We start from the raw sequence: 22,362 nt of genomic DNA, 5'->3' as shown, positions 1-22,362 counted from the left end.
CAAACCGGAAGACCAACCTCAGCACAAAGCCCCAACACACCAAGGGATGAACACCCAAAATTGAAATTTTGAAACTTAAACTTGAAATGCCTTCTCATGGAAGTCGGGCTATTCAAAGAAATGAGAGAAGGGTTTACTGACCGAACGTAGAGGAATGTATCGACAATGCACCTACGTTTTTCATCCCTATACCTGCTTCCTAAAGCTGAGATCAGTCCAGAGTGAACGCATCGTGTCGGTGATTGCTTGGGCGGTACGGCAGCACTGTCGGATCATCTGACGCTTTTTTACCTTCGTCAAACCAGTGTGCTCGGCAAAGCAGCCGATGCAGGAAATCACCTTGCCAGAAGGCGACCAGATAGGTACTGCAAGACGATAATAGATGTCATTCTTAAAATCCGGCTGCGACCAGCCACGGCGACGCACACCAGCCAAGAAATGATCGAGTTCAAAACGTGATTTCCAAAATGCCTGTCCTTCTTCCCCAAACGAATGTTTGGCAAAAAAATGCTCATTTTCCTCTGGAGAGCTGTAGGCCAGAAACAACAGCGAACTAGCCTTTTCGTAGGAATGCACTTGGTAATCGCGCATGCGTTGTAATCGCCCGTAGTGTTCCGGATCAACACGCATACGCTGATAGGTGTCCCCCCCCTCGACCTGTAGCAGCACGAAGCTCGCGTCTGGTAATTCGCGCTGCGCGGCTAGCATAGCTTTACCCGCCTCGGTCAATAAGACGCGCTCGTCGTCGAGGTATTTCAACTCGTGGACCGAATGGCCCAGAGTGAAACGTAATGGAGGTCCCAGCCGCTGTAGGAACTTCTCCGCCTCCAGAGTACGGATCAATTTGTAGGCCGTGATTTCCTTGAGTCCAACACCTACTGCGATCTCGGCAACGCTGCAACCATCCCGGCGCCCTGCGACATGATAAAGAATTTTGAAAGCTCTTTGTAGAGACTGGACGGATGCAATGATTTACTATAGGTAAATCAAAACTACGTTCCAGACAACTATAAAGTTGAAGTGTATAGCTCAGAGGAACATTCATGAAAAACATGAAACATCCACTTATCTCGACCAAACTGGTGCTATCTTCTCTTGGGCTCGGACTGCTCCTCACCTCAGCAGCTCACTCCTTCGCCATTGACTATAGTGTCGCTGCTTCCACCTATTCCCAAGACTTCAATTCATTTGGAAGCACCAGTGGTGCATGGACTAACGGCGTCACTCTCGACGGCTGGCACTGGATTAATGCAAACGGCAACCTTAGCGCTAATTATAACCCGCAAGACGGTGATCCACAAGGAAGTTTACTGCTTACACTGGGCACCGACGGTTCGTCCGAACGCGCTTTCGGAGCACAAAATGGAAACGCGATTCAAACACTTTACTTTGGCGCTCAAATCCTCAACACGACTGGCAGCACACTAGATTCATTCACTCTGAGCTATATTGGCGAGCAGTGGCGCGCTGTCGGCAACGAAGGACAAGACAAGCTGACCTTTGAGTATCAGATATTCGCCTCCGGTGCCACCGACCCGATGTTGGCGGCGAGCGGTTGGACTAATGTGGCAGAACTCGATTTCAATGCGCCCATAACCACCACCGGCAGTAGCAAAAAACTCGATGGCAATCTGCCGGACAACCGTCTTTCCATCAGCTCCACCGCAACCGGCATTGCATGGGGCGAAGGGCAAGAGCTCTGGCTTCGCTGGTCGGATAATAATCCCGTCGACAACAACGCCGCCGGTGGCTCTCTTCGCGCCATGATGGGCGTCGATGACTTGTCCTTTAGCGCAACCGTAATAATTCCCGAGCCCACAAGCTATTGCGCACTACTCGGTGCCTTATCGCTCGGCTTAGCCTCTTGGCTACGCCGTCGCAGAGGTCCGGCATCAAACATGAAAAGCTAAAAAAATCCCATTATTAAACATATAATGATATGAGCTGTTTCACATTCAGATACCTTTTGACTCGCCGATATTGTGGCTACGCCAAAAGATTCGTCGTTGTTCAGCCGATGGATCAACCCATCCAGCCTTGCTCCAGTTATGTGCTAACCGAGCGCATAGCACCGGTCCAACAGTCATTTTATTACATCTACCCAAGCATTCCCGAAGACGGTCGCTTCTTCTAAGTCTTCACTTCGGACATTCGCCACAGGGTGGCATCCTCTCGTTTCAGGCACTTGGGGTGATTGATTTCAAAATGAGAAAAGTCCGTGAGTATTCTTAAACGCAATTCCCTGCAAAATCAGCGATGGCAGACTAGGTGAGTGACTGAATCAACGGCACTAGCATGCCTTGGAGTGACACATCTGTAACCTAACACCTCTGCACAAGGTGTCACTTGGACAATAGGGAGATGCTCAAAATCAATGAAAGGGCTAATCCTGCGACTAACGACGATTCCACCAATCTTTCAGCCGCCGCTGTGCAGGTGCCTCAACGGTTTGGTTTAAAAGCGTTGCAAGAGATATTGATAAGACGATTGCGAACAGCACGCCCAGCATTGAATTATCAAGATATAGCGATGTGAAATTGATAACGGCATAGCCGATAACTTGATGTATCAAATACAATGAATAGGAAATAGTCCCGAAAAACAGGAATATCCGATCACCTTTCATTGGATAAAAAACGGAAGCCATAACCAAAAGGCTTAATAACAATACTGGATTAAACAAACTCCAGCAAACAATCGTTTCTATAACAACGACAAGGACCAAAAGCCCGGAAGAAAAACCACGCGCCGCGCCGCGGAGCAGAAATGCGTTATTCATTAGAATCCCACACAAGAAGTATACCCCGTATCGCAATAAAAAAAGAAATTCCACGGAAGCAGGAATCCTCCAACCAAATTCCGTTGATGCCTTGTATATAATCAAAGGCGCACAATAGACGACAAACATCATAACGCCAACAATGCCCCACCACTTCTTGGAAAAGCTGAAATATGAAACTGCGATGATCAAATAAAACGCCAGCTCGTACTGCAACGTCCAATAAACTGAGTCAATATAAGGCACATTTAAGTATCCCTGAACCATCGTGAAGTTGATAAGAAAATCACTGATTCCAACCTCCGCATTCAGTGATGGATTTAATACAATACATATCGCCGTAAAAATTACGCATATCCAGTAGACCGGATATAGCCGAATGAATCGGCCATACACAAAATCTGGCATCGATTTTCTCCGCAGTGAAAGTGGAATAACAAATCCGCTAATGATAAAGAATAACTCGACGCCATATCCCCCTAATTCCGTCCAGCGAGCAATTGCAATATCGTGCCCCCAAATACAATCGTATAAATAGAGGTAGTGAAAAAGCACTACTGATAATGCTGCGATTCCTCGCAGGCGATCAATACCATCAAACCTGCCAACGGAACTTGTAGGCTTCGCTTGCAAGATTGCTACTGGTATATTTCGGCACCGGTCTCGGCAAACTCCTTGGCCTTTTCTTTCATGCCCTCAGCGAGTGCATCCTCCTCTGATACGCCCTTTTTCGCAGCGTAATCACGAACATCTTGCGTGATCTTCATTGAGCAGAAATTTGGTCCACACATGGAGCAGAAATGCGCGGTCTTAGCAGCATCCTGCGGGAGTGTGGCGTCGTGGAATTCCTTAGCCTTTTCCGGATCGAGAGAAAGATTGAACTGGTCTTCCCAGCGGAACTCAAAACGGGCCTTGGAAAGCGCATTGTCACGATACTGAGCCGATGGGTGGCCCTTGGCGAGGTCAGCAGCGTGAGCGGCGATTTTGTAGGTAATCACGCCTTCACGAACGTCATCTTTGTCCGGTAAACCGAGGTGTTCCTTCGGCGTCACGTAACAAAGCATCGCACAGCCGTACCAGCCAATCATCGCGGCACCAATGCCTGAAGTAATGTGGTCGTAGCCTGGCGCAACGTCAGTCGTTAGCGGCCCTAGGGTGTAGAACGGCGCTTCGTGGCACCACTCAAGCTGCTTCTCCATATTCTCCTTGATCATGTGCATCGGCACGTGACCTGGGCCTTCGTTCATGACTTGCACGCCATATTCCCAAGCGCGGGTCGTGAGCTCGCCTTGAGTCTCCAATTCCCCAAACTGCGCCGCGTCATTGGCATCGGCAATCGAACCAGGACGCAGACCATCCCCGATGGAGAAGGATACGTCATAGGCGGCACAAATTTCGCAAATCTCGTCCCAATGCGTATAGAGAAAATTTTCCTTATGATGCGAGAGGCACCACTTCGCCATGATCGAACCGCCGCGCGAAACAATGCCCGTCATACGGTGGGCCGTCAGTGGCACGTATTTCAGGAGCACGCCAGCGTGGATCGTAAAGTAATCAACGCCCTGCTCGGCCTGCTCAATGAGCGTGTCCTTGTAAATTTCCCAAGTCAGGTCTTCGGCCTTGCCGTTAACCTTTTCCAGTGCCTGATAGATCGGCACTGTGCCAACGGGGACTGGGCAATTGCGCAGAATCCATTCGCGGGTCTGGTGAATGTTTTTGCCTGTCGAAAGGTCCATGAGCGTATCGCCGCCCCACTTGACGGACCAACGCATCTTTTCAACTTCCTCTTCGATTGACGAAGCAACGGCACTATTGCCAATGTTGGTGTTGATCTTAACCAAGAAGTTGCGGCCAATGATCATCGGCTCCAACTCGGGGTGATTGATGTTGGCCGGGATGATGGCGCGGCCACGGGCGACTTCGCTACGGACAAATTCCGCCGTAATTTCTTCTGGAATCGCACAGCCAAAGCCTTCACCGGGGTGCTGCTTGCGCAGGTCGGTAGACGGCAGGCCTGCGCATTCAGCGGAAGAAAGCATCTCATCGTGCAGTTGCTGGCGCTTCATATTTTCCCGAATGGCGATGTATTCCATTTCCGGGGTAATGATGCCTTGACGCGCATAATGAAGCTGGCTGACGGACTTTGCTCCAGGCTTGGCGCGGAGGACCTGACGACTATCACGGGCAAAATATTCGATGCGGTTACGGGCACCTTCCGACTCGGCCTTGGAACGGTGGATTTCGGAGAGATAACCGTCGTCCATCGGTTTGAGTTCACGGCCATCGATTGACTCAACATCGCCACGCTCTTGAATCCACTTAGAGCGCACGGCTGGCAGGCCTTTGGTCACGTCGCCATGAAAATCGGGATCGCCCCAATAGCCTGACGTGTCGTAGATGCGGACAGGCTCGTTTTTCTCGATGGAGCCGTCGGGGCGATTCGTATCTGAGAGTGAGACTTCTCGCATGGGCACGCGCAAATCGGGCCGGGAGCCAGTTACATAAACACGCGTGGAATTCGGGAAGAGAGCTTGCCGTGAGGCACCGTTATTTTCGGTCATATCAGATTTGAGCGTTGCGGTTTTGGAGCGACGCACAACCCGCGACGCCGCCTTAGCGCCCTCAACTGCCGGGAATGTATTGTCGCAACTTTTTCCATAATTTCCCTTCGACGGCATTACCCGCATCAGGTTCCAAGGGTTCGGCGGGCGTCCGGCCTACCATCTCAGCCCGTCGCGACGGACTCCCCATTCAAGGAAAAAGTGAAAGACAATGATCGCGGCTAGGCAATGGAAAAATCAGGAAGGCATCAGCGACAACAGAATCGCCACGAAGACCACTAACAACGTCGCTTGAATAACACCGGGTGTTAAACGTTCACCTGCCTTTTGCGAATTGCTCATGAGACTATTAATCGGCAAAATCTAAAGCAAATTAACTGTTTTTCCGTTTGTGCCTATGAATTATTTTGACGAATCTGAGCAGATGGATGCGTTGTTTACCTACCGGAAGAAAGTCGAGTTCAGTGAAACCGACATGGCGGGAATCGTGCATTTTGCGAATTTCTTCCGCTGGATGGAAGTCGCTGAGGCTGAGCTATTTGATTCCCTCGGAGCAACATTGATCGAACACAAAGGTGGCATCACCGCCGGTTGGCCTCGCGTGCGCGTCAACTGCGAGTTCCATGCGCCACTGCATTTCCGCGATGAAGTGGAGATTCAATTAACGGTCAAAGCCGTAAAAATCCGTGCCGTCGAATATGCATTCCGCTTTTATCGGCTGGGCGGCGATGTACCAGTCCATGTGGCAACAGGTGCGATGACCACAGTTTTTGCCTGCCGCAAGGCTGAAACTGGCGTGATTGAATCCGCCGAGCTAGAACCAGAACTAGCTCAAGCTCTGGAAAAGCTGGTTCAATAGGCTGATTCTGGTGGCCGAACAACGATCCAGACCGTGCGAGCCATGATCTCGAGATCCAGCCAGACGGACCATTCCGTAATGTATTCCAAGTCGTATTGCACCCGGGCCCGGAGCAGCTCGGAGTCTGTAATTTCTCCCCGAAACCCATTACACTGCGCATAGCCAGTGATCCCCGGCTTTACAAAATGGCGCTGAGGGTAAATACGAACGCGCTTACCAAAGAGTATATCGTGCTCCGGCAAGTGCGGGCGCGGGCCGACAATGCTCATGTTCCCCTTGAAAACATTCCAAAACTGCGGCAGCTCATCGATACTCGTCCGTCGTATGAACTCGCCAAAGCGGAAAACGCGCGGGTCCGCCTTGGTCGCTTGCCGAGCCTCATCATCATTCTCCACGTGCATACTGCGAAACTTGTAGATCGTGAAGATCGCACGGTTGTAGCCACGGCGCTGCTGCTTAAAAAACACTGGTCCAGGGGATTCCTTACGCTGACGATAGCGGACCCAGAGAATGAGCGGCGGCAGGATAAACAGCAGGATCGGCAAAGAAACCAGCAAATCGACCCCTCGCTTGACCAAGCGGTTGAACGGGCTCTCCAAGGGCTCTTCCCGTGGGATAAAAAACGTGTGCGGCCCGTCCTTGATGGACGTCAACGGCTGCTCGAAGAACTCCGCCCAAGGGTTATAAATCATCACTTGGCAGCCCTGCTCCTCGGCCACGTGCATGATCTGGTTAACCCAGATCTTGGACTGGCGCGTTTCCAGCAAGATCAGTTGGTTCACGTAATGCCGTTTAACCAGTTCGGCGAGGTTACTTACATTGCCGATATAGACCTCACTATCAAGAGCTTCCGCGTTTGGCTCAGGATCGATTAGGCCAATAACTTCCACGCCTAGATTTTCCTTGGTCTCCAGCCAGTCCCGCATGCTTTCATAGGTGGACTTCCGACCAACCACCAAACAACGCCGCAAGTTCCCACCCTTAAACATAAACCCGGAAATCGCCTTGGGCAGCACGGTATTGAGCGTAAAGAGCAGAAAATAACTCAAAATCAGATACGTGCCCACGAAAATACGGGAAATTGCCTTATCCTTCGTCGCAAAAATGATGCCGAAAAGCATCACCAGCATGACCGCTGATTGAAGATTCGTCACCTGAAATACCCGGGCACCACTTCGCTGAAACATGCTTGGGGCCAGCATCGGGTAAAAATTGAAGAAAATCAGCCCGCAAGCTGTGATGCCCATCAGGTAGAGCGGGAAATTAATCAGGTTATAGGAATACCGGAACGTCAATTCGACGCCCACCACAGCCTGCAAAAAGAACAAAGCATTCAGCGCCAATATGACGATGCAGCCATGTAACATCAGCAGCCCCTGTGAACGTCGATCAAGCATAATGTAGCAACAACACGATACTCTAATAACTCATGCGACCGGCGCAATAGGGAATATTGAAGGTCTAAAAATAGGCTTATTACTCTAGGTTTCGTCTAGAAAACGACATCCCTTAGTAAATGAATAGCCACACCCCAGTATTGTTGGCCCTAACTGCGAAATCTACTGCCCGTGGTGGCACATTAACGCTTGGCGCTGTGGAGAGATTCGCGGGCTTCGAGACGCGTCTGCCACTTGCGTAATTGCTCTTCGCGCTGTGCCATCTCGTTTTCGGTTTCGTAGTGGGCCTGAGCAATTTCTGAAAGCTTGTTTTCACTTTCCTCGATGTAGGATTCGCGGGTGCGTAGTTCGGCTTCGCGCCTATCGAACTCGGCCTCTCTCTGGCGAATAATATCCCAAGCCTCATCCATGTCACGGGCGGCAATTGCGCTGCTACGAGCATGTTCGCTGGCCTCACGTTCGCGTTGATGCTCGCTTTGAATTTTCTGAGTGGCGGCGGCGACCATGCCTTCGCGGGCAGCATGTTCGAGGGCAAGGCACTTCACGTAGCCAATTGCCCGAAGTCCGTCGAGCACGAGATCCATGACATCATCCAGATGGGTGTAATCCAATTCGGGACCTACGGACAGGATAGCTTTTTCGCCCATCCGTTTTTTGCCAAAAACCACTAAGTAATGGACATTAGCGGTCCCCCAAAGCTCACGGATGCCTTCGTGGTGCTCCGGCTTGGATTCGCTCAACAGTTCATAAAGCGAATACTCTCGGAATCTCTCTCTGCGACCTAACATTTAAAGTGATTTAAATTATCAATTGGGTGAATCCCCAAGTTGAATTCGAGGTTGGTTTCTTTCCCTTCGTTGTCCATGTCAATAAGCGTCAGCCAGAGACATTTAACCCGCTTGAAACAAAACAACCCCGCAGTGAAACGATTCAGTTACAGTTCTAATAATCGGCTGTAACCAGCATATAACCTGAAACACATACGAACATTAAAAATCAATAAATTATACTATAAACCTAAAGACTGAGTCGGATGGGTTACGAATGTCAAAGTTAGGTGAAGTGCGCGCTTTGTATTGGACTACTAAAGTCTGAGGCGGTTTCGGTAGTGGCAAGCAATGGGTAAACTATCGGCCAACGAAAATACAAATCTGCGCAAATTAAGGTCTACGCCAGGCATGCGAAGCATGGTGGAACTACGGGAAGACGGCGTAATCGTGGCGCGACGCGGTGCCCCCAATGAAGACCTAGCCGCCGCAACGACGGACTTTCTCCGCATCGGCAAAATGCTGGGGCTCAGCCTAGGCTTAGAGGACATGCAGGAGATGCATGTGCTTCAGGCCAAGGAAGCGATCACCTTTGCCGAAAGCAGCGAACGCCGCATTGGTCTCATCCACCATGACGACCTGGAACGACTGCTCGATCTCAATCATGGAACTTAACATCGTCAGAGATCTATTGGGTAAAACCAAAGGCGTGGATGGCTATGTGGTAATGGACCTCAGTGGTGCTGTGCTCACCCAGAATCTAGGCACCTACGCTAACCACTTTAAGCGCACGGAATTCGCCACATGGATACTCAATTGTTTCTACGCCGTTGATAGCTACTACCCGCAAGCATTCTGCTTATTGCTTCGCTACGCCTCAGGCTGCCTCTACCTGACCCGCACTGACAACCAACTCATTACCGTCATGTGCCACCGCGGCGCAGACGTCCTCTCCATAGAAAACGCTTTCAGTAAATATCGACACGCCATGGCAAAATCAGACACTTCAGGAGTCGTCCGCGATAAATCAAAAAAGGGCGAAACGGTCTTTTTAAAAATTAGCGAAACTGGAGCTGGCGCCACTGCCAGTCCAATTCCTCAAAAGAAATCCGGCTCTCCCGCTGGCTTAATCATCGGCGGCATCGTGGCCCTTTGTGCCATCATTGGCGGCGTGGCGTTCCTGATGACAAAGCCCAAGGATGCCGCAGCCCCCCCCCCTTTCCCCTCCGTCACCCAAAAATCCACGAATTCCCAACCGCAGCCCCCCTCCCTCTCTCAAGCCATACAGCCCGCTGGCATCACGGAATCCACCGCCGCTATCGCACGTGACCACGCCGCCGCCTTGGCCAAAATCGCCAATCAACAAGAAGCTACCGACCTTGCCCCAATGGATATGGCCCGTGCTCTGGCTACCAACCAAAGCGCCATTCAGCTCTTTAACGCCTCCTCCTATCAGGAAGCCATCGACCTCTGGAATCAGTCCGCCGCCGCATACGGGCGCGCCGCTGTAACATCCAGCGAGAAAAAACTCAATACAGCTATCGACGAGGCTGGGCTGGCTGAAATTCGCAATTACCCAACCCCACTCTGGATTAGCGTCGAGGGAGCCATCAAGGAAGCCCGATCCGCCGCCGATCAAGGCAACTACACAAATGCAGTCCAGATGACCGTTGAGCAGACAAAGAAAATCCCGAACCTAAAGCAACAGTTGCTGGCTCAGCTCACCGGACTGGCCGTTAAGGCGGCCAACAGCAACAACACATCCGCCGCCTTGGGCTTCTACGAGAAGGTCATCGCGCTGGACTCCAACAATGCTGTCGCGAAAGCCTACATCTATCGCAACCGCTTCCAGCCTGGAGAAACATTGACCAATTCCGCCGGCATCACTCTAGTCTATATCCCCCCCGGCACATTCAACCGCGGGTCACCTGAAAACGAAGCCTATCGCGACAGTGACGAGACTCAGGCTACAATCACCATGACGGCGGGATTTTTCATGGCGGCCACGGAAGTGACTCAGGAGCAGTGGGAGAAAGTCATGGGCCAACGGATGCGTATGGAAGATTCCGATGCGGACTTCATTGGCCGTTCATTACCCGTGCATAGCATCACATGGGAGCAGGCTAATCAATTTTGTCGCCGCCTCAGCGAGTTGGAGGGCAAAACCTACCGTCTGCCAACCGAAGCAGAGTGGGAATATGCCGCCCGCGCAGGCACAGCAGGCCCCTACAACAACGGGAAGGATCGCCTGACCAGCCAAGACGCCAATATCTACGATCCATCCGGCGAAGGGCTCGATACCGTTGCTGCCGTTGCTTCCGTCGGGCAAGCCAATGATTGGGGTCTTTATGATATGCATGGCAATGTCTCCGAATGGACCGCTGACTGGAGCGCCGCCTATCCCGAAGGCCCACAAACAGATCCGCAGGGGCCCATTGACAGCGATGGGCGTGTGGACTTGGCCATGAAAATTGTCCGCGGAGGTTCTTTTATTGATGACGCCAATCTGGCCCGCAGCGCTAATCGCAGTGAGGCCTCGCCCGTCGTCGCTAACAGTTATACCGGCTTCCGACCCACGCTCGTTTTTTCCGATCTTTAATTTCCTGAACACAATCAACAGCACATAAGACGCTATGAAAACTGCACCGTTCTCTCGCCTAGCCCAACATACACTCCTCGGCACACTCGGAGTCCTGCTCATTGCAGGCTGCACCGAAAGCACGTCAACCAATACGACAAACACAAGCAAGGCTGCCGCCGAGCCCATGCTTTCAAGCGCCCCCAACCACCGCCAGGAATCACAATCCTACTTCACCGAAACGCTACCGCCGCCCGTCAGCACGGCGACAGTCAAAACGACTGTCGTAAAGCCAATTACCACGACCATGACACCGAGCTATGCCTCGTTGCCAAACTACGTTCCGAATCACGCGGTGCGCGGTCGCGTGCGTTCCATCGGTTCCGACACGATGGACCAAATCGTGGCGGCTTGGGAAAAGGATTTTAAGAACTATCACCAGGGGATTCGCGTCATCCACGAGGGCAAAGGCTCCTCAACCGCTATCCCAGCACTCGTCGAAGGTCGCTCCGACTTTGGCCCAATGAGCCGCAACGTGAAACCAGCCGAGGTGGAAAAATTCAAGGCCCAGTTTGGATATGAACCGACCTCCCTACCGGTCGCAATCGACGCCCTTGCTGTTTACGTGCACCCCGACAACCCAATCAAAGATCGTGGCCTTTCGATGTCTGAGCTGGATGCGATTTTTTCCTCCACCCGTCGCCGCGGTTACAGCAAAGATATAGTCACTTGGGGAGACCTCGGCCTCACGGGTGATTGGGCAAACAAGCCAATCAATGTTTATAGCCGCAACAGCGCATCGGGCACTTACGGATTCTTTAAGGATGAAGTTCTCAACAAGGGCAAATACAAGAGCACTAATCGTGAGCTATCCGGCTCAGAAGAAGTCGTCCGCTCCGTCGAAAATGATCCATATGGCATTGGCTACAGCGGATTCGGATACAAGACATCTGGTGTCTCCACCACGCCCATCATTGAGGGTAGTAATCCTATCCAAGCCAATGAGGAAAATGCCGTCAACGGCTCGTATCCACTCTCACGCAATCTTTACTTAACGTTTAACCAGCGCCCTGGCACCGAACCCAAGACACTACACGCAGAGTTCATCCGTTATGTCTACAGTTCCGAAGGCCAAGGCAAGGTTAGCGCGAACGGGTACTTTCCAGTCAGCCCTGCTACTGCAGACCAACAATTGACCACTCTCGGCCTGCACTAGACCATATTTTCTAACCACACTGCCAAAAAAAAAGCGGCCCCGGACTCTGAAAAGACCGGGGCCGTTTTGCTAAAATTGTCTAATCAATAATTTCGCTGAAGGAGCCAAAGGTCATGCTGCCGTATTTAATCTCCAGGTAACTCTGAATGCGGTTCACCGTGTCCTGGCCGTAGACTTCCTTAACGTCAGTAAACATCTGATCGCGCAACTTACGGCACTCAGCATCAACCTCCGCTGGAAATGAGCGTCCCTCAAAGCGGTCACCAGAAAGCTCTTGCACACGCACAGCGATCGGACGCAAATCAGCAGAAATCGTGCTCAGCTTTTGCATGTCCGGGTAGAAAGCTGCCAAGTAGCCGAGCGTTTCCACGACCGGCACACGATAATGAATATTCAGCGTGACGCGCTCAGGCTCCTGCCAACGCGTTTCGGCCTGTTCCAATCGATCCATCCGGCGACGTTCCTTGAACATCGAGGGCGCAGCAGCAAGCTCCAGAGAAAGCACTGCGAGAGAACTGATTACGGCAATATGGCGAATATTCATCATCCCCCGAATACACCCACTGCCACGCCCAGCGTCAAGCCTAGGCGTTCTTCTGCGTGTAGAAGGCGTTAATCTTCTCAGAGACATCGCGATAGCCGATATCGTTAGAATAGATGATCTTGTACTCCGCAATCGCCTTGTCTAGATCACCATTTTCTTCGTGTGCACGAGCGAGTTCGTAAATGACTTCTTTTTTGGTGTCGTCCATCCCGGGGATTTCTTTCTTGGCTTCTTCGAACTGCACCACAGCCATGTCGTAAATGCCCTTGGCGGCCATTGAGCGACCGAGCATCAAAATTGCTTTCACGCGGACCTTTGGATTACGTGTGGCCTTCTGGAATTCGCTCATCGCCTTATCGAAGTCGCCCTCTTCGTAGAGGAGGATACCGAGTTCGAAGCGAGCACCATAGTCGTTGGGATACTTGTCGACAATGCGCTTGGCGTTCTCCAGCCGGAATTTGTGCTCTTGCGCCTGAAGTTCTTCCACCTGAGCCTTGAGCTGCTCGTTATTCGAATCGCTTTCCAATTGCTCCTCAAGCACTTCGATTTCGGCGCGTTTCATGGAAATATTGAGGTCAATTTCCAAACGTTCCAAAGTCGGGTCACTGGCACCAGCTGGCGTCTTACGCGCAGCAACGGTATATTCCAAGGCCTGTGCAAAATTACCAATGGACCGGTATCCGTTGATGATTTCTCGGTAAAGTGTAAGATTGTCCGGTTCGGTACGGAGCAGTTCCTGATTCTTCCGGACAAGTTTTTCCACCGTATCTTCGTCATTGACCATGCGGTTAGACTGCTCCAACTCGGTAGCCGTTTTTTCATCGGCCAATTTATCGCGGAAGCCGCCTTCTTCTTCCCATTTACCCTGCTCCATTGACTGGGCCACCGATGCACGGCGAACGAGTTCCTGAGCGGCCTCATTGGCGGGGTTTGACGAAAGAATTTTATCGCAAAGCACAATGGCTTCCTTCGATCGTTTGGCTAGCACCAGCGCATTACCAAGCATGAGTCGATGCTCTTCAGTGTCATCAACTTCGATCAATGTTTCGTAAGCAAAGACAGCCGTTTCAAAAAGATGAAGCTTCTCCGCCGCCTGGCCAAGCAAGCGATGGCCGAGTGGAAGATTGGGATTATCAGTAATGTTTCTTTCCGCCTGAGACATGACGGATTCCGGGTCATTTTCCAGCCCTTTTTTGGCTTTCTGGGCAAAAGGTGCGCTGGTCACTTTGCCGAAAAGTTTGCTCATGCTGCTGGCTTTGCCGCCACTGGAGCGCATCTGAGCTTGGCGCAAAAGCCTACGAACTTCCAGACAGCCAGGATGGCGATCTAAAATGTTCGTGCAAACAGTAATCACGATTGACGGATTCTTCGTTAAATTCTTCCGCGCGCCTTCAATCTGCTTACGCAGGCGCGGGTCTAACTGATTGATTGATTCTTCTTCAAGGGTCTTGCTCATAAGGGAAAAAGGTAGAAACCTCTAACGTAAGCCTATCACATGTCCCGTCAACTTTCAATCACCCCCAAAGGGTCGCTTTTATTTTGTTAAACCAGTCGCATCAGGAGTTTCTGGTATATCAGTAGGCATAGGTCTCTGAGCTGGATCCAGACCAGCGGGCGATTCGCCCACACTGGTTCCTAAGTTTGAGATCACTTGCACTGCCCGATCATCCCAAAACTCCACCATGTGCAAGTCCTTCGCATGTGTGCATTCAAGATAACTCAAGTGATGAGTCTCCAACCAGATACGAACCTGATCGGCCCCTTCCTGAGTGCTTGCCCGTGGCGTTAAAACCCGGACCTTGATGCCCTTGTATTTCACCCAATCTTTAATGCGGGCGACCATGTCTGGAATTGGCGGACCGATTTCTCCCGTGTAGCGTTCTTCCAGTCGTTCAGCTAAAACGCCGTCTAATCCCACTCCAACCCAAGACTGCGTGTCACGCTCATCGCGAGCAAAAACACGCTCATCCGCTTCTTCAGCCGTTTCGGCTGAATTCTTCTCCGGCTCCTTTTCCGGGGTTACCGGTTTGGGCGAGCGACTGAAAAGCTGGGCAAGCTTGTTTAACATTTATGGGAAGCTAAACGAATCGTTCGTTTGCGTCAATCAGTAGAAATAAAAGCGGCGGACGCCAATCCTGACGTCCGCCGCAAAAAACAAATCAAAAAACGCGCTTACTTAGCCTTGCCTTGATTGGCGACAGCATCCATCGCAGCCTTCACGGCTTCAGGATCACCCAAGTAGTAGAATTTGGTCGTCTGGAAATCTTCATCCAGCTCGAAAACCAACGGCATGCCTGTTGGGATGTTGACGCCGATAATGTCGTCATCGGACACCTTCGCCAAGTGCTTGTAAAGGGCACGGAGGCTGTTGCCGTGTGCAGCGATGATCACTGACTTGCCAGCGGCGACCTGTGGCTTGATCTCGACTTCCCAATACGGCAAGAAGCGATCAACGGTGTCCTTGAGACATTCCGTGGCAGGCTTGTCGTCTTTAGGTAAATCGGCGTACTGCGGCTCATTGGCTGGGTGACGTGGGTCAGACTCTTCGAGCGGAGGGGGGGGGATGTCGTAGCTGCGGCGCCAGATTTTGACCTGCTCTTCACCATGCTTTTCTGCGGTCTCGGACTTATTGAGGCCCTGAAGTGCGCCATAATGGCGCTCATTGAGCCGCCAATGCTTGATGACGGGAATGTAGTTCAGGCTCATCTCTTCCAAGCAAAGATTGAGCGTGCGAATCGCGCGGGTGAGCACGGACGTGTAGGCCACGTCAAACTTGAAGCCCTCCTTCTTGAGCACTTGGCCCGCAGAGCGGCCTTGTGCTTCGCCTTCGGCGGTCAGATTGACGTCGGTCCAACCGGTGAAGCGGTTATCCAAGTTCCATTGGCTTTCGCCGTGTCGCAGCAATACGATTTTATACATGTCGTGATGATGTTGTTAAATGAAGCATTCCAGCCCAAAGCATTCCCTCTCCGAGTCAAGCGCGGAGGTGTAAAGTTGGCAAAGCGCCTTACGGTTTGGCCTTTGCTTCCGTGACCGACGGAGCCGTGGTCAACGGTTCCCAGTCGTGCGTGAACCAAAGAAAGCCAAAAGCAATGGCGGCGGAAATCCCAACGAAGCCCAACCAAAAACGCCGACGCCGTGTGCGACCATCTTCCGACAGGTATTCATAATGCACGCGCGTGGCCGTCTTCGGGAAACGCCCCACATGCGTCAGGTCTTGCGCCAGCTTGAGGTTGATCCGCATACGGCCATTAATCGCCCAGCCCGAAGCCTCCAGCATCATACCGATGTCTCGTGCACGAAGTTTGAAATACCCCAACAGCACCGACGGCCCCACGACAAAAAAGATAATCAGCAGCGCCGTGTAGATAAAGTAAACATCAGGCAACTCCTTGACCTGCTGGGCAATGTAAGCAAATGACGAAGACAAAGCCGCAATCGCAACGCCACCGCCGGCCAACATACCGCCCATGCCGCTCATACCGCCGCCTCCATTACTTTTACTTTCCACCACCGTCTCGGGCGGCTTTTGGGCAACTTGCTTATCTAGATTGGTAATCGAACCGGAAATCTGCTGCTCGATCGATTTTTGGCGTGACTGAGTAATTTTCTCGATCTGCCCAGTGATAATATCTCCAATGGCACGAAATGGTGCCCAAGCGGCCTCTCGTAAACTAATGGGATTGACGATCACCTTGGCCACCTTCGCATCCCAATCACGGCCTTTTCGATCGTAGAAAACGCCGTTTTTGCCCACCGACATGCGGCCCGCGCTTCGGCTAGTCACCGCCGCACACACGTAGATCGGCGCTGGCTGGTCCTTACGCTTAGCTTCTAAATAGATCAGATAGATGCCGGACTTCTGCGCAATGGCCGAATGAGCATTCAAGTCCAACACCTCCACGCACATATGCAACGCGCAGCCATCGATGATCAAATACCCCGTCTGGAAAATCGCTTGTTTGTCCGTGTCGTAAAACTCCGGAAAACTGATCACGTTGTTCAGCAGGCGGAAAAGGTCGCGATGAAAACGCAGGAGCTTTTCCACCTCTTCCACGGCCTTGATCTCTCCCGCTAAGGCGGCGTCGACTTGGATCAGCGCCTGAATGGCCTCCTTCTCTGGTCCTCTCAAAATGGCTCCCAAACGGCCCGCCCCCAGCTTTTCAACAGCTGTGCCTTTCTTGGCGTTAATCCATGCTTCGTAGGCTGCTAGTTTGCTCTGAAGTGCCGACCAATCCTCGGGCGTCAGCGTATCCTTGTCTCCCAGCAACGGCTTAACTGCGCGATCTTTAAGGGCTTGCAGAGCGGCAGCATAGGCCGGATTCACCCCTTGAGTGAGCGGTAAATCGGCGTCTGCCTTCACATGTGCCAGAGGCAACCCCAGCATGACTTCGCGTAAGCTGGCCTCATCACGCTTACCTGCCTCGATTAAATCAGTCTCCCGAAAATTCAGGAAGGTCACAGCACCAACGTCAAAGGCCGCAATCCGTCGTTGGGCAAAAAATTCCTCCACTTTACCGCGTAAAGCCTGCACCGCGCCAAAGGCTGCCGGAGTGTCGGCACCTAATGGAAAAATCGCAGCATCACGCTCCGGCAGATTAGGCGCTGGTTCGGGCGGAGGAGGCGTATCAGCCTCGACCGCGGCCTCAGCCTTATCTCCCGCCTCGATGGCGTCTTCGAGCGAGAGCGCAGTGGTTTCCAGCACCGGTGGCACATAACCCGGCTGATGAACTTGGTCTGCGGGGTAGCCTTTGACCCACCAATTAAGGTAGTCCTGCGCGGCCTGATAAAATGCATTTACTTTGTCTGCTGATACGCCGATATCACCACCGCGATCCTGCTCTCCGCCCATCGAGGCAATGATGTCGCGGATGACCTGCTTCGTCTCGTCCTTCTCGGCAGCAGCTTCGGGTATAATGCCATCGCCGTTGCTTTTAACATCCGCGAAGATGCCACCACGGTTCTGTGAATCGGCCAGCGCAATGCGTTCATCGTCACCACGGCCAAGGTTGGACAAGATGCGCTGGGCGGATTTGAGCAAACGAGCGCCGTCTTCGCTCTCCGAATTAATCTGCGACAAGTTCAGCCAGTCTCGCCCTTCGACGAGAGTATCGTAGTCTGTGAGGACATTGAGCACCCAGCGAATCGTTTCCTTCATTTCCGGCGGCCGAATGCGGCCATCCTGGTCGAAGTCAATGAGCTGGAGTGTCTTTTCGTCAATATCCAGTCCCTTGACCGGACAGCTCGAAGCCACCCAGAGCGTTTCGTCCAGATCCAACACCAAACGAATGTCTTCGGCCTTCTCCAGACAAAGTTGGTTAAAGCCACCTGCCTTAAAAAAGCGCAGCGCCGGTTGCGTCTCAATAGTCTCCACATTGGCAAGACTGCCAACCTCCGACCTTTTAACAAGTTTTTATGGTCCAAGCTTGGCGCGGTTATTGACAGCCACCCCAGTAGCACTGTTTACTTGTTTCGCACATGAAACGAAACCGCCAACAAACTGAAAAACGCATCGTCGAGGCAGCTATCCGATTGTTGGCGGATGAGGGCTTCCAAAGCTTCGGAGTCAATGCTGTTGCGGCACATGCAAGCGTGGACAAAGTGCTCATCTATCGATACTTTTCCGGGCTCGACGGACTATTAGACTTCATCGGCAACACAGAAGTCCTCTTCCCGTCGGCTGCCGCCATGCTCGACACCGACCTGACGGGCTTTTATCGCAATTTCTGCCGAGCACTCGACGAAAACCGTCTGGGGGCCTGCGTACAAAACTGGGAACGTGTCACGGACAACCCGCTCACCGAGGCCTACCGCCGCCAGCGCAGCCTCTTCTGGGATGATGCCAGTTCGCTGCTCCGCCCGCAAAGCGAAGCCGCTCACTCCCTGCTCAAGCTACTCGCCGCCGCCCCCCTACACAGTGTGACTGCCGACGCCCTCTCGCCCTTACTGTCCGTATCAGAATTCTCCCCGGTCGAAGCTCCTATTCGCAAGACCGATGGCGAACCAGCCGAGCGACTGGCGGACAACTTGTTGTAATAGACTCCTCGCCCCGAGGAAATCTAAAGTTTGCATTCTGCAGGAATTGCGCGAAAAACATTCGCGACTGTCATGCTGAATGCTATTAAAAAGAAAATTGAATACTACACCAGCCAAGCTGCCGTCTGGCCTGAGCAGGACTACGAACTGATTGAGCACCGCGACGCCGGTCTCTTTAAGGGCAAGGTTCTTAATGCTGGTTGCGGATGGCGCCAAATCAACCATCTCATTGATGGAGAGTTAACGAATCAGGACATTTCCTGGCCAGGAGACACGCGCACTCATGTCGACGTTTACAGTCCTATTCATGAGATACCAAATCCCGATGGGCATTATGATTGTATTATATGTATTGCTGTCCTTGAGCATGTCGAAAACCCAGAGGAAGTCGTCCCAGAGTTCTACCGAGTACTAAAGCCTGGTGGCATCGCCGTGGTTAGCGTTCCGTTCCTCCAGCCAGAGCATAAATGCCCGACCGACTTCCAACGATATACCAAAGATGGATTAAAGCGGCTATTCACGCATCACGGTTTTGAAGTCCTCAAAGCCAAGCCGTTGTTCAATGTCTTTCATACCTTCCACTGGCAGGCCCATATTTGGCTAAATATGCGCAATAGTTTTAAATACCGGCTCATGCGGCTGATTATACTGCCTACTCTGGTAATCCTAGCTCGACGGTCCAAGCTTCAGTCGGAAAAGCTCGCCTCCGTGATTCAAGTCGTCGTGCGTAAGCCGCTGTAATCGCTGCTGCCTCAGAGGCGTTTAAAATATTTTTGCTAGGAGAACTTGCACTATGTGAAAATCCACACATAGTGAACTTATATGCATTCTATTGACGCTCAATCCATTCGCCTGCGCGGTGCCCGACAGAACAATCTGCAGGGCATCGATCTCGACTTACCGTTGGGCAAATTGGTCGTCGTCACTGGGCTCAGCGGAGCTGGCAAGAGCTCACTCGTTTTCGACACCCTGCATGCCGAGGGGCAGCGGCGCTACGTTGAAACCTTCTCCCCCTATACGCGCCAGTTTCTCGAAATGCTTGATCGGCCCAAGGTCGACTCGATCGAAAACATTCGCCCGTCAATCGCCATTCGCCAGAGCAACACTGTGAAGACCTCGCGCTCCACCGTGGGCACGATGACCGAGCTTTGCGACTACTTCAAGGTCTGGTTCGGGCAAGTCAGCCAGCTCATCGACCCGGCCACGGGCAAGGTCATCGAAGACGATAACCCGCAGAGCATCTGGCGCAAGGCGCTGGCCCAACATCGCGACCAGGCCGCACTCGTCGCCTTCCACGTCACACGCCCGGGCAAGCTCGAATGGAAGCAGATCATTGACTCGATTTCCAGCCAAGGCTTCACCCGCGTCATCCACGACCGGCAAGTCCAGAAACTCGACGCAATCAAGGAAAAAATACTGCCCGCAGACACCTCGATTGCCGTCATTGTGGACAAGATTAAGCTAACCAACAGCGGACGGGCGCGCTTCATCGAAGCGGCAACGACCGCGCTGCACTTTGGCCAAGGCGAGCTGTATTTCTATCCACTCCAAGGTGATATGCCAGGCGACGCCGAAGTCTTTACCGAAGGCCTCCACTCCCCCACTTCCGGAACGATTTATTCGCCGTCCACGCCCAACCTGTTTTCTTTCAATTCGCCGGTTGGCGCGTGTCCACGTTGCCGGGGGTTTGGCCGCGTGATCGAAATCGATTACCGCCTCGTCACCCCTGACGAAACCCTCACGCTAGCCGAAGGTGCCATCAAGCCCTTCCAAGGTGAAGTCTACAGCGAAAGCCTCAAGGATCTCAAAAAAGCTGCCAAAAAATACGGTGTGCCGATGAATGTTCCTTGGTGCGATCTCAGTGACGAACATCGGACATTTGTCCTGCAAGGTGAACCCGGCTACGGCGAAAATGAACACGAATGGCCGAAGGCCTGGTATGGCGTCCGTCGCTTTTTTGATTGGCTCGAAGGCAATACCTACAAGATGCACGTGCGCGTATTTCTGTCGCGCTTCCGCTCCTACACGACGTGCCCCGACTGTCAAGGCGCGCGCCTCGTGCCGGATGCGCTCAACTGGCGTTGGCGCGGCCACACGCTGCCCGATCTCTATCAGTTACCGATCGGTGAACTCCACCAACTCATCCAAGCCGCGCCCGGTGTTGGTGAGGGAAACAAGCCCGCCAAACTCGCCCTGGATAACATCCTCACGCGACTCAATTACCTAACACATGTCGGCCTCGAATACCTGACGCTTGATCGCACCAGCCGCACGCTTTCCGGTGGTGAAGCACAGCGCGTCAGCCTCACCTCTTGCCTCGGCGCATCGCTCGTCGACACACTTTTCGTACTCGATGAGCCCAGCATCGGCCTACATGCACGCGACATCGACCGCCTCATCAGCATCTTGCGCAACCTGACCGAGCAGGGAAATACCGTGGTCGTCGTTGAACACGATGAATCCGTCATGCGTGCAGCGGATTGGCTCGTTGAAATCGGCCCCAAGCCCGGCAGCGGAGGCGGCAATGTTGTCTACGCAGGCCCGGCACTCGGCATCATCAAGGCAGAAGAAAGCGTCACCGGGCGTTATCTTTCTGGAGTTGACACCATCACACCGCCAACTTTGCGACGCAAAGTAAGTGCCAAGAAATATCTGGCACTCACCATCAAAGGCGCGTCCAAGCACAACCTAAAAAACGTCAATCTCGCCCTGCCGATGGGGCGCTTCGTCTGTGTAACGGGTGTCTCCGGTTCGGGTAAGTCCACGCTGCTCAACAACGTCATCCATCAGGGAATTTTAGCTTTGCGTGGCAAAGCAAGTGACGACCCTGCGACAATTAAGTCCATCATGGGCAGCGATCACTTTGGCGAAATCGTGCTCGTCGATCAGTCACCCATCAGTAAAACGCCGCGCTCCAATCCTGCACTTTTTGCCGACGCATGGGATGGTATCCGCAACCTATTTGCTGCCACTGAATCCGCGCGACAAGATGGCCTCACCGCGTCGCATTTTTCGTTCAACTCGGGCCAAGGCCGATGCGACCATTGCCAGGGCCTCGGTTATGAGCGCGTGGAAATGCAGTTCCTGTCCGACGTCTACGTCCCCTGCCCCATTTGCGATTCCAAGCGCTTCAAGCCGGAGATCCTTGCCATTCGTTGGACCGGTAAATCGGTGGACGAAGTCCTCGGACTCACCGTGTCCGATGCGCGCATCTTTTTCAAAACTCAGCGCAGGATTGAAACCAAGCTCGCGGCGTTGGAAGCCGTGGGCCTTGGCTACCTGCCGCTTGGACAGCCGCTCAACACGCTCTCCGGCGGCGAATCACAACGACTCAAGCTCGTAAAATACCTGAGCGCTTTTGACGCACAGAAAGAATTGCCTGCCCTGCTACTGCTGGACGAGCCCACCACCGGCCTGCACCGCGACGACGTCAAGCGACTCATCGCCGTGCTGCAAACGCTCGTCGAGCACGGCCACAGCCTCGTCGTGATTGAGCACCAGATTGACATGATTCTCGCGGCGGACTGGCTCATCGAAATGGGTCCCGGCGCAGGTGCCAGCGGCGGGCAAATTGTCTTTAACGGTCCGCCTGATAAAGCGGTCAAAGAAAAAACCGAAACCGCGC

At 52.7% G+C, this 22,362-nt stretch carries 18 protein-coding genes and 1 riboswitch; of the genes, 8 read left to right on the top strand and 10 right to left on the bottom strand.

Annotation, left to right across the window (positions count from 1 at the left end; genetic code table 11):
* Nucleotides 1–186: 186 nt before the first annotated feature.
* Nucleotides 187–969: a helix-turn-helix domain-containing protein gene (locus IE065_RS02865; protein WP_268244949.1), complete on the bottom strand. Its 783-nt coding sequence runs from the start codon at nt 967–969 to the stop codon at nt 187–189.
* Between the two features lie 74 nt (nt 970–1,043).
* On the opposite strand from IE065_RS02865, the gene IE065_RS02860 reads away from it, so the two are divergent.
* The gene (locus IE065_RS02860; protein ID WP_189511620.1) at nt 1,044–1,910 is read left to right on the top strand and encodes a PEP-CTERM sorting domain-containing protein; all 867 of its coding nucleotides are present in this window, start codon (nt 1,044–1,046) and stop codon (nt 1,908–1,910) included.
* A 485-nt stretch (nt 1,911–2,395) separates the two neighbouring features.
* Here IE065_RS02860 and IE065_RS02855 read toward each other — a convergent pair whose 3' ends face one another.
* Nucleotides 2,396–3,412: an acyltransferase family protein gene (locus tag IE065_RS02855; RefSeq protein WP_189511618.1), complete on the bottom strand. Its 1,017-nt coding sequence runs from the start codon at nt 3,410–3,412 to the stop codon at nt 2,396–2,398.
* Nucleotides 3,413–3,417: 5 nt separating this feature from the next.
* Nucleotides 3,418–5,340, bottom strand: coding sequence for a phosphomethylpyrimidine synthase ThiC (gene thiC, locus IE065_RS02850; protein WP_189511616.1), 1,923 nt, complete (start codon nt 5,338–5,340; stop codon nt 3,418–3,420).
* 85 nt (nt 5,341–5,425) lie between these two features.
* A riboswitch (TPP riboswitch) is annotated at nt 5,426–5,538 on the bottom strand.
* Between the two features lie 199 nt (nt 5,539–5,737).
* On the opposite strand from thiC, the gene IE065_RS02845 reads away from it, so the two are divergent.
* Nucleotides 5,738–6,199 (top strand): acyl-CoA thioesterase, encoded by a 462-nt coding sequence (locus IE065_RS02845; protein ID WP_189511614.1) that lies wholly within the window; start codon nt 5,738–5,740, stop codon nt 6,197–6,199.
* Here IE065_RS02845 and IE065_RS02840 read toward each other — a convergent pair.
* Nucleotides 6,193–7,596: an exopolysaccharide biosynthesis polyprenyl glycosylphosphotransferase gene (locus tag IE065_RS02840; RefSeq protein ID WP_189511612.1), complete on the bottom strand. Its 1,404-nt coding sequence runs from the start codon at nt 7,594–7,596 to the stop codon at nt 6,193–6,195. The two genes, IE065_RS02845 and IE065_RS02840, sit on opposite strands and share 7 nt — an antisense overlap.
* Nucleotides 7,597–7,778: 182 nt before the next feature.
* Nucleotides 7,779–8,384: a hypothetical protein gene (locus tag IE065_RS02835; protein ID WP_189511610.1), complete on the bottom strand. Its 606-nt coding sequence runs from the start codon at nt 8,382–8,384 to the stop codon at nt 7,779–7,781.
* A 330-nt stretch (nt 8,385–8,714) separates the two neighbouring features.
* On the opposite strand from IE065_RS02835, the gene IE065_RS02830 reads away from it, so the two are divergent.
* From IE065_RS02830 to IE065_RS02820, 3 genes are read left to right on the top strand one after another with little or no spacing between them, the layout of a single operon-like run.
* Complete coding sequence (locus tag IE065_RS02830) at nt 8,715–9,038, top strand: hypothetical protein (protein WP_189511608.1); 324 nt, start codon at nt 8,715–8,717, stop codon at nt 9,036–9,038.
* Nucleotides 8,995–10,962: an SUMF1/EgtB/PvdO family nonheme iron enzyme gene (locus tag IE065_RS02825; protein WP_189511606.1), complete on the top strand. Its 1,968-nt coding sequence runs from the start codon at nt 8,995–8,997 to the stop codon at nt 10,960–10,962. The genes IE065_RS02830 and IE065_RS02825 overlap by 44 nt, the downstream gene beginning before the upstream one ends.
* Before the next feature lie 34 nt (nt 10,963–10,996).
* Nucleotides 10,997–12,157 (top strand): PstS family phosphate ABC transporter substrate-binding protein, encoded by a 1,161-nt coding sequence (locus IE065_RS02820; RefSeq protein ID WP_189511604.1) that lies wholly within the window; start codon nt 10,997–10,999, stop codon nt 12,155–12,157.
* Nucleotides 12,158–12,236: 79 nt separating this feature from the next.
* Here IE065_RS02820 and IE065_RS02815 read toward each other — a convergent pair whose 3' ends face one another.
* From IE065_RS02815 to IE065_RS02795, 5 genes are all read right to left on the bottom strand, one after another.
* Nucleotides 12,237–12,704, bottom strand: coding sequence for a hypothetical protein (locus IE065_RS02815; RefSeq protein WP_189511602.1), 468 nt, complete (start codon nt 12,702–12,704; stop codon nt 12,237–12,239).
* A 37-nt stretch (nt 12,705–12,741) separates the two neighbouring features.
* Nucleotides 12,742–14,157 carry a tetratricopeptide repeat protein gene (locus IE065_RS02810; RefSeq protein WP_189511600.1) on the bottom strand — a complete coding sequence of 472 codons (1,416 nt, stop codon included), beginning with the start codon at nt 14,155–14,157 and terminating at the stop codon, nt 12,742–12,744.
* A gap of 78 nt (nt 14,158–14,235) precedes the next feature.
* Nucleotides 14,236–14,769, bottom strand: coding sequence for a hypothetical protein (locus tag IE065_RS02805; RefSeq protein ID WP_189511599.1), 534 nt, complete (start codon nt 14,767–14,769; stop codon nt 14,236–14,238).
* Nucleotides 14,770–14,873: 104 nt separating this feature from the next.
* Nucleotides 14,874–15,620 carry a 2,3-diphosphoglycerate-dependent phosphoglycerate mutase gene (gene gpmA, locus IE065_RS02800; RefSeq protein ID WP_189511597.1) on the bottom strand — a complete coding sequence of 249 codons (747 nt, stop codon included), beginning with the start codon at nt 15,618–15,620 and terminating at the stop codon, nt 14,874–14,876.
* A gap of 88 nt (nt 15,621–15,708) precedes the next feature.
* On the bottom strand, nt 15,709–18,075 hold the full coding sequence (locus IE065_RS02795) for a hypothetical protein (protein ID WP_189511595.1): 2,367 nt from the start codon (nt 18,073–18,075) through the stop codon (nt 15,709–15,711).
* A gap of 104 nt (nt 18,076–18,179) precedes the next feature.
* Here IE065_RS02795 and IE065_RS02790 point away from each other — a divergent pair, with 104 nt between their 5' ends.
* The 3 genes from IE065_RS02790 to uvrA form a co-directional block, all read left to right on the top strand.
* The gene (locus IE065_RS02790) at nt 18,180–18,737 is read left to right on the top strand and encodes a TetR/AcrR family transcriptional regulator (RefSeq protein ID WP_189511593.1); all 558 of its coding nucleotides are present in this window, start codon (nt 18,180–18,182) and stop codon (nt 18,735–18,737) included.
* A gap of 72 nt (nt 18,738–18,809) precedes the next feature.
* Nucleotides 18,810–19,478 carry a methyltransferase domain-containing protein gene (locus tag IE065_RS02785; RefSeq protein WP_189511591.1) on the top strand — a complete coding sequence of 223 codons (669 nt, stop codon included), beginning with the start codon at nt 18,810–18,812 and terminating at the stop codon, nt 19,476–19,478.
* 81 nt (nt 19,479–19,559) lie between these two features.
* The coding region (gene uvrA, locus IE065_RS17965) for an excinuclease ABC subunit UvrA (protein WP_229792045.1) at nt 19,560–22,362 on the top strand (2,803 nt) is incomplete at its 3' end.

Origin of the sequence: Cerasicoccus arenae, assembly GCF_014651635.1 — a bacterium.
GTDB classification, from domain to species: domain Bacteria; phylum Verrucomicrobiota; class Verrucomicrobiia; order Opitutales; family Cerasicoccaceae; genus Cerasicoccus; species Cerasicoccus arenae.
Note: the sequence above shows the minus strand (reverse complement) of the source record. Positions and strands in the feature narration are given on the sequence as shown.

Excerpts from the sequence above, each read along its gene's own strand:
- gpmA (WP_189511597.1), bottom strand. The coding sequence starts at position 15,620 with ATGTATAAAATCGTATTGCTGCGACACGGCGAAAGCCAATGGAACTTG.
- IE065_RS02835 (WP_189511610.1), bottom strand. The coding sequence starts at position 8,384 with ATGTTAGGTCGCAGAGAGAGATTCCGAGAGTATTCGCTTTATGAACTG.
- IE065_RS02785 (WP_189511591.1), top strand. The coding sequence starts at position 18,810 with ATGCTGAATGCTATTAAAAAGAAAATTGAATACTACACCAGCCAAGCT.
- IE065_RS02815 (WP_189511602.1), bottom strand. The coding sequence starts at position 12,704 with ATGATGAATATTCGCCATATTGCCGTAATCAGTTCTCTCGCAGTGCTT.
- IE065_RS02860 (WP_189511620.1), top strand. The coding sequence starts at position 1,044 with ATGAAAAACATGAAACATCCACTTATCTCGACCAAACTGGTGCTATCT.
- IE065_RS02845 (WP_189511614.1), top strand. The coding sequence starts at position 5,738 with ATGAATTATTTTGACGAATCTGAGCAGATGGATGCGTTGTTTACCTAC.
- IE065_RS02810 (WP_189511600.1), bottom strand. The coding sequence starts at position 14,157 with ATGAGCAAGACCCTTGAAGAAGAATCAATCAATCAGTTAGACCCGCGC.
- IE065_RS02840 (WP_189511612.1), bottom strand. The coding sequence starts at position 7,596 with ATGCTTGATCGACGTTCACAGGGGCTGCTGATGTTACATGGCTGCATC.
- IE065_RS02825 (WP_189511606.1), top strand. The coding sequence starts at position 8,995 with ATGACGACCTGGAACGACTGCTCGATCTCAATCATGGAACTTAACATC.
- thiC (WP_189511616.1), bottom strand. The coding sequence starts at position 5,340 with ATGACCGAAAATAACGGTGCCTCACGGCAAGCTCTCTTCCCGAATTCC.
- IE065_RS02805 (WP_189511599.1), bottom strand. The coding sequence starts at position 14,769 with ATGTTAAACAAGCTTGCCCAGCTTTTCAGTCGCTCGCCCAAACCGGTA.
- IE065_RS02830 (WP_189511608.1), top strand. The coding sequence starts at position 8,715 with ATGGGTAAACTATCGGCCAACGAAAATACAAATCTGCGCAAATTAAGG.
- IE065_RS02790 (WP_189511593.1), top strand. The coding sequence starts at position 18,180 with ATGAAACGAAACCGCCAACAAACTGAAAAACGCATCGTCGAGGCAGCT.
- IE065_RS02820 (WP_189511604.1), top strand. The coding sequence starts at position 10,997 with ATGAAAACTGCACCGTTCTCTCGCCTAGCCCAACATACACTCCTCGGC.